Here is a 5,195-nt window from a genome sequence, read left to right on the forward strand (position 1 = left end):
GCCCGCAGGTTTGCCACCGCCGCCCGGGCGGCCGCGACCACCGCCGCCTTTACCTTTACCACCCATGCCAGAGCGGCTTTTTGCCGAAACACCATCGAAATCGACCCAAGGCGTGCCAGAGGCCACCTCGATCGAGATTTTCATCGTTTTTTCGATATCTTTGAGCAAATCCATTTCGTCAGGCGCACAGAAAGCAATCGCAGCACCGTCTTTGCCCGCACGCGCAGTTCGACCAATACGGTGAACATAGGCGTCAGGAACATTTGGTAACTCATAGTTATAAACGTGGCGCACATCAGGGATATCAAGCCCGCGCGCAGCGACATCTGTCGCAACGAGCACTTTCATCTCGCCCGCTTTGAACGCTGCCAAAGCGCGCTCGCGCTGGCCCTGACTTTTGTTGCCATGGATCGAGGTCGCCGCGAAACCGCGTGCCACCAGTTGTTTCATCAGCTTTTCACAGCCGTGTTTCGTGCGGCCAAAGACCAATGCACGTTCGTCTTTATGCTCGCCCAGCAATTCGATTAACAATGACTGCTTTTCGGTCTTGGCGATAAAGTGAACCACCTGCGTGACCTTATCCGCGGCTTTGCCGGGGGGCGAAACCTGAATGCGGCGCGGGCTTTTCAGGTAGGTGTTCGCAATTTCGTTCATCAGTTTTGGCATCGTCGCCGAGAACAGCATGGTTTGTCGCTGTTCTGGCAACTGCGTCGCAATTTGGCGCAGCGCATGGATAAAGCCCATGTCGAGCATTTGATCCGCCTCATCCAGCACAAGGAAATGTGCCTCTTTCAACGTCAATGCACGGCGCTCCATCAGGTCAATCAAACGACCCGGCGTAGCAACAAGGATATCAATGCCTTTTTCCAAGCGTTTGGATTGCACATTGATCGACTGACCGCCAACAACCAGCGCAACCTTGATCGGTGTGCCTTGGGTATAGTCTTTGAGGTTCTCAACAATCTGGCTTGCCAATTCACGCGTCGGCGCAAGGATCAGCGCGCGCACAGATTTGGGCAAGGGGCGACCGGGGTTTTCGCTAAGAAGCGTAATCAACGGCAAGCCGAACGCCGCTGTTTTACCTGTGCCTGTTTGGGCAAGGCCTAATACATCATGACCGTTCAAGGCCTCGGGGATAGCACGCGCCTGAATTGGCGTCGGTGTGGTCAGGCCCAGCTCTTTCAAGCGGTTTACAAGCCGCTCTGGCAAGCCCATCGTTTCAAATTCACTCAACGGATAATCGTCCTTTAGGGATTTCTTTGCGGCAAAGCCCGTGTTTGGGCACGTGATAGCACGTCTTGCTGCATTTGTGCCGCACATGGGCCTTATGCGGCGACGAGTCAACCTTAGCGCCCCTTTTCCCCCGCGCAACGTTGCGCTACACCACCACTTCAAGACCTCGGGAGCCCGTTTATGGCCGATTATTCCATTATTGAGCGCTGCGAGGCCAAAGGCCTGCGCATGACAGGCCAACGCCGCGTTATCGCGAGCGTGCTGCAAGCCAGCGACGATCACCCTGATGTGGAAGAACTTTATGCCCGTGCCTCTGCCGAGGATGCGGGGATTTCGATTGCTACTGTGTACCGCACGGTCAAATTGTTTGAAGAAGCGGGTATTCTGGAAAAGCTGGAGTTCGGCGACGGGCGCGCGCGCTATGAAGATGCAGAGCGCGACCACCACGATCATCTGATCGATATGAACTCGGGCGAAGTGATCGAATTTGTAGATCCCGAGATTGAAGAGCTGCAAGAACGCATCGCGGCGCGCCTTGGGTATACGCTTAAGGGGCACAAACTGGAACTTTACGGCGTACCTATCAAGACAAAGGCGCAATAACGCGTGGGAAATTCCCGCGCCGTACTATTGATGGTCCTCTCCATGGCCGCCTTTGCCATTGGCGATGCGATGGTAAAAATGTCCTCGGGCAATATGTCGATTGCTCAAATCCTGATCTTCATGTCGCTTCCCGGCTTGGCAATTTTCACCACACTTGCGCACCGTGCAGGCCAATCACCGTTTTCGCGGGATTTTTTCGCATGGCCCGTCCTGTTGCGCAACGGCATCGAAAGCCTTGCCGCATTGTGCATGGTAAGCGCGCTGGCTTTGGCGCCGCTCGCTTTGGTGATCTCTATCACACAAGCTGTGCCGCTTTTCGTGACCATCGGCGCGGCGCTCATTCTTAAAGAACAGGTCGGCCCACGGCGCTGGATCGCCGTATTGGCCGGTTTTTGCGGTGTTCTGCTGATGCTGCGCCCCTCGACTGCGGGCATTTCGGTTGGCGCAGCGCTTGCACTTGGCGCCGCCGTTTTTCTGGCGGGCCGCGATATTATCACCCGCGCGATGCCGATGCGCATTGGCACACTGCAAATGGCCACTTGGGGAACCGCAGCAATGATCCCCGCCGGTTTAATCATGCTTCCGTTCACGGGCCCACATGAAGCCCCCGGACTGAGCGCCTGGAGCATTGTTATCGCGGCATCACTTGCGAATGCAGCCGGCTATTATTCCATCACAGCTGCAATGCGCATGGGCGATGTGTCCTTTGTGACGCCGTTTCGCTATTCGCGCCTGATCTTTGCTCTCGTGATTGCGGTTCTGTTCTTCCAAGAGCGCCCCGATGCGTTGACACTGCTGGGCGCTGCTATCGTCATAGGCTCAGGCCTGTTCGTGATGTGGCGTGAAAGAAAAGCGCGTGTTAGCGATAACATTTAGTGCGCTAACAGGGTTCCCCCTGCGGTAATCACAGTGTAGATACGCGTCAAACTTATTGATTTACAAGGATGCCCATTCCATGAGCGCAATCATAGACATTCACGCCCGCGAAATTCTCGACAGCCGTGGCAACCCCACAGTTGAGGTCGACGTGGTTCTCGAAGACGGCACGATGGGGCGCGCTGCGGTGCCCTCTGGTGCCTCGACTGGCGCGCATGAAGCCGTTGAAAAGCGCGATGGTGACAAAGCGCGCTACATGGGTAAAGGCGTGTTGGAGGCCGTTGCGGCAGTGAACGGCGAAATCGCCGAAGAACTGGTCGGCATGGACGCAACCGAACAAGAACTCATCGATGCGATGATGATCGAACTGGACGGCACCCCGAACAAAGCCCGCCTTGGCGCAAACGCAATTCTTGGCGTGTCGCTTGCAGTAGCCAAAGCCGCTGCCGATTTCTCTATGCAGCCTTTGTTCCGCTATGTGGGCGGCACATCCGCGCGCACCCTGCCCGTTCCGATGATGAACATCATCAACGGCGGCGAACATGCGGATAACCCGATCGACATTCAGGAATTCATGATTATGCCTGTTTCTGCGGCGAACATCCGCGAAGCGGTGCGCATGGGGTCCGAAATTTTCCACACGTTGAAGAAAGAGCTGACCGCCGCTGGCCTGTCCACAGGTATCGGCGATGAAGGTGGCTTTGCGCCAAACATCGGCTCCACGCGCGAAGCGTTGGACTTTATCATGAACTCCATCAAAAAGGCTGGCTATGTGGCTGGTGAGGACGTCTACCTCGCCCTCGATTGCGCCGCGACCGAGTATTACAAAGATGGCAAATATGTTTATGCAGGCGAAGGAAAATCGCTAACCTCTGCTGAAAACGCTGCCTACCTTGAAGCGCTTGTGAACGACTACCCGATCATCTCGATCGAGGACGGCATGTCAGAAGATGATTGGGACGGCTGGAAAGCTCTGACAGACCTGATTGGCGATCGTATCCAACTTGTTGGCGATGATCTATTTGTAACCAACCCAGAGCGCCTGGCGATGGGCATCGAGCGCGGAAGCGCCAACTCCATGCTGGTAAAAGTCAATCAAATCGGCACCTTGTCGGAAACTCTTAAAGCTGTTGACATGGCGCACCGCGCGCGTTTCACCAACGTGATGTCCCACCGCTCAGGTGAAACCGAAGATGCGACAATTGCTGATCTCGCTGTAGCGACCAACTGCGGCCAGATCAAAACCGGCTCTCTCGCGCGCTCCGACAGGCTCGCAAAATACAACCAGTTGATCCGCATTGAAGAAATGCTCGGTGAGACGGCACGCTACGCAGGTCGCTCGATCCTGAAGTCATGAACGCAGACGCGATCATTGAGAAACTGAACCTCCGCCCTCATCCAGAGGGCGGTTGGTACACACAGACCCATATCGACGACGCCCTGCCGCGTGCCCATGGCACGTGCATTTATTTCCTACTGAAAGCGGGCGAATCCAGCCATTGGCACAAGGTCGATGCGACAGAAATCTGGCACTACTACGCAGGCGCGCCGCTGGTCCTGAGCCTCTCGGCAAACGATCAAGGGCCGGCCACGGATCACCTGCTTACCCCTGACCTCACAAAGGGCGCGCCGCAGATCATCGTGCCGATCCATCATTGGCAAAAGGCACGCAGCACCGGTGCGTTTACGCTTGTCGGCTGCACCGTATCACCTGGCTTCACCTTTGACGGCTTCACCCTTGCTGCGCCGGACTTTGACATCCCGCGCTAGCACTGCATCTTCATTTTGCCCATAAACTCCCGCCGGAGGCTCCGGCGGCAACACTTATGCGCGCGTTCGGATATAGCTTACCAAGGCTTGGGTCGAGCCATCCTTGCCACTTGCATCCTCGCGCCCTTCAACAATCGGCTGCAAGGCTGTCGCCAGCTCTTTACCCAGCTCGACGCCCCATTGATCGTAGGAATTGATGCCAAGGATTACGCCCTCTACAAACACGCGGTGCTCGTAAAGCGCGATAATCTGGCCAAGCACTTCCGGCGTCAGTTTGGGATAGAGAAGCGTTGTCGACGGACGGTTGCCCGGAAACACACGATGGCGCGCCTGACGCTCCAATTCCGCGCCGCTTAGCCCCTTGGCGGCCATAATGCTACGCGCTTCATCAAGGGAGCGACCTTTCATCAAGGCTTCGGACTGGGCAAGGCAATTGGATACAAGCAGGTCATGTTGATGGGACAGATCGGATTCATGGCCACTTGCAGCAAGCAGGAATTCACACGGTACAACGCGGCTGCCTTGGTGGATCAGCTGATAGAAAGCGTGTTGGCCATTGGTGCCCGGCTCGCCCCAAACAATCGGACCCGTGTTCACAGGCGTATCAGAGCCATCCATCCGAACGGATTTGCCGTTACTTTCCATCTCAAGCTGCTGCAAATAGGCAGGCAGTCGCGACAGCCGCTGATCGTAGGGCAGCACAGCGCGGGTTG

At 56.2% G+C, this 5,195-nt stretch carries 5 protein-coding genes and 1 pseudogene; 4 read left to right on the plus strand and 2 right to left on the minus strand.

From position 1 onward, the window contains the following. Window positions 1-1,233 (minus strand): DEAD/DEAH box helicase (locus WBC85_RS01485; protein WP_424432913.1); only part of this gene is annotated, 1,233 nt, incomplete at its 3' end. 180 nt (window positions 1,234-1,413) lie between these two features. On the opposite strand from WBC85_RS01485, the gene WBC85_RS01490 reads away from it, so the two are divergent. The 4 genes from WBC85_RS01490 (at window position 1,414) to WBC85_RS01505 (ending at window position 4,482) form a co-directional block, all read left to right on the plus strand. Then, window positions 1,414-1,836 carry a Fur family transcriptional regulator gene (locus WBC85_RS01490; RefSeq protein ID WP_424432914.1) on the plus strand — a complete coding sequence of 141 codons (423 nt, stop codon included), beginning with the start codon at window positions 1,414-1,416 and terminating at the stop codon, window positions 1,834-1,836. Between the two features lie 3 nt (window positions 1,837-1,839). Next, window positions 1,840-2,712, plus strand: a complete 873-nt coding sequence (locus WBC85_RS01495) for a DMT family transporter (protein WP_424432915.1) — start codon at window positions 1,840-1,842, stop codon at window positions 2,710-2,712. A 79-nt stretch (window positions 2,713-2,791) separates the two neighbouring features. Continuing rightward, window positions 2,792-4,069: a phosphopyruvate hydratase gene (eno, locus tag WBC85_RS01500; protein ID WP_424432916.1), complete on the plus strand. Its 1,278-nt coding sequence runs from the start codon at window positions 2,792-2,794 to the stop codon at window positions 4,067-4,069. Further along, window positions 4,066-4,482 (plus strand): cupin domain-containing protein, encoded by a 417-nt coding sequence (locus tag WBC85_RS01505; protein ID WP_424432917.1) that lies wholly within the window; start codon window positions 4,066-4,068, stop codon window positions 4,480-4,482. The genes eno and WBC85_RS01505 overlap by 4 nt, the downstream gene beginning before the upstream one ends. A 54-nt stretch (window positions 4,483-4,536) precedes the next feature. Here the strand turns inward: WBC85_RS01505 and WBC85_RS01510 are convergent. After that, window positions 4,537-5,195, minus strand: a pseudogene (locus WBC85_RS01510) (glucose-6-phosphate isomerase); the annotation flags it as partial.

The sequence above is a fragment of the Planktotalea sp. genome, assembly GCF_049680325.1.
In the GTDB taxonomy this organism is placed as follows: Bacteria; Pseudomonadota; Alphaproteobacteria; order Rhodobacterales; family Rhodobacteraceae; genus Planktotalea.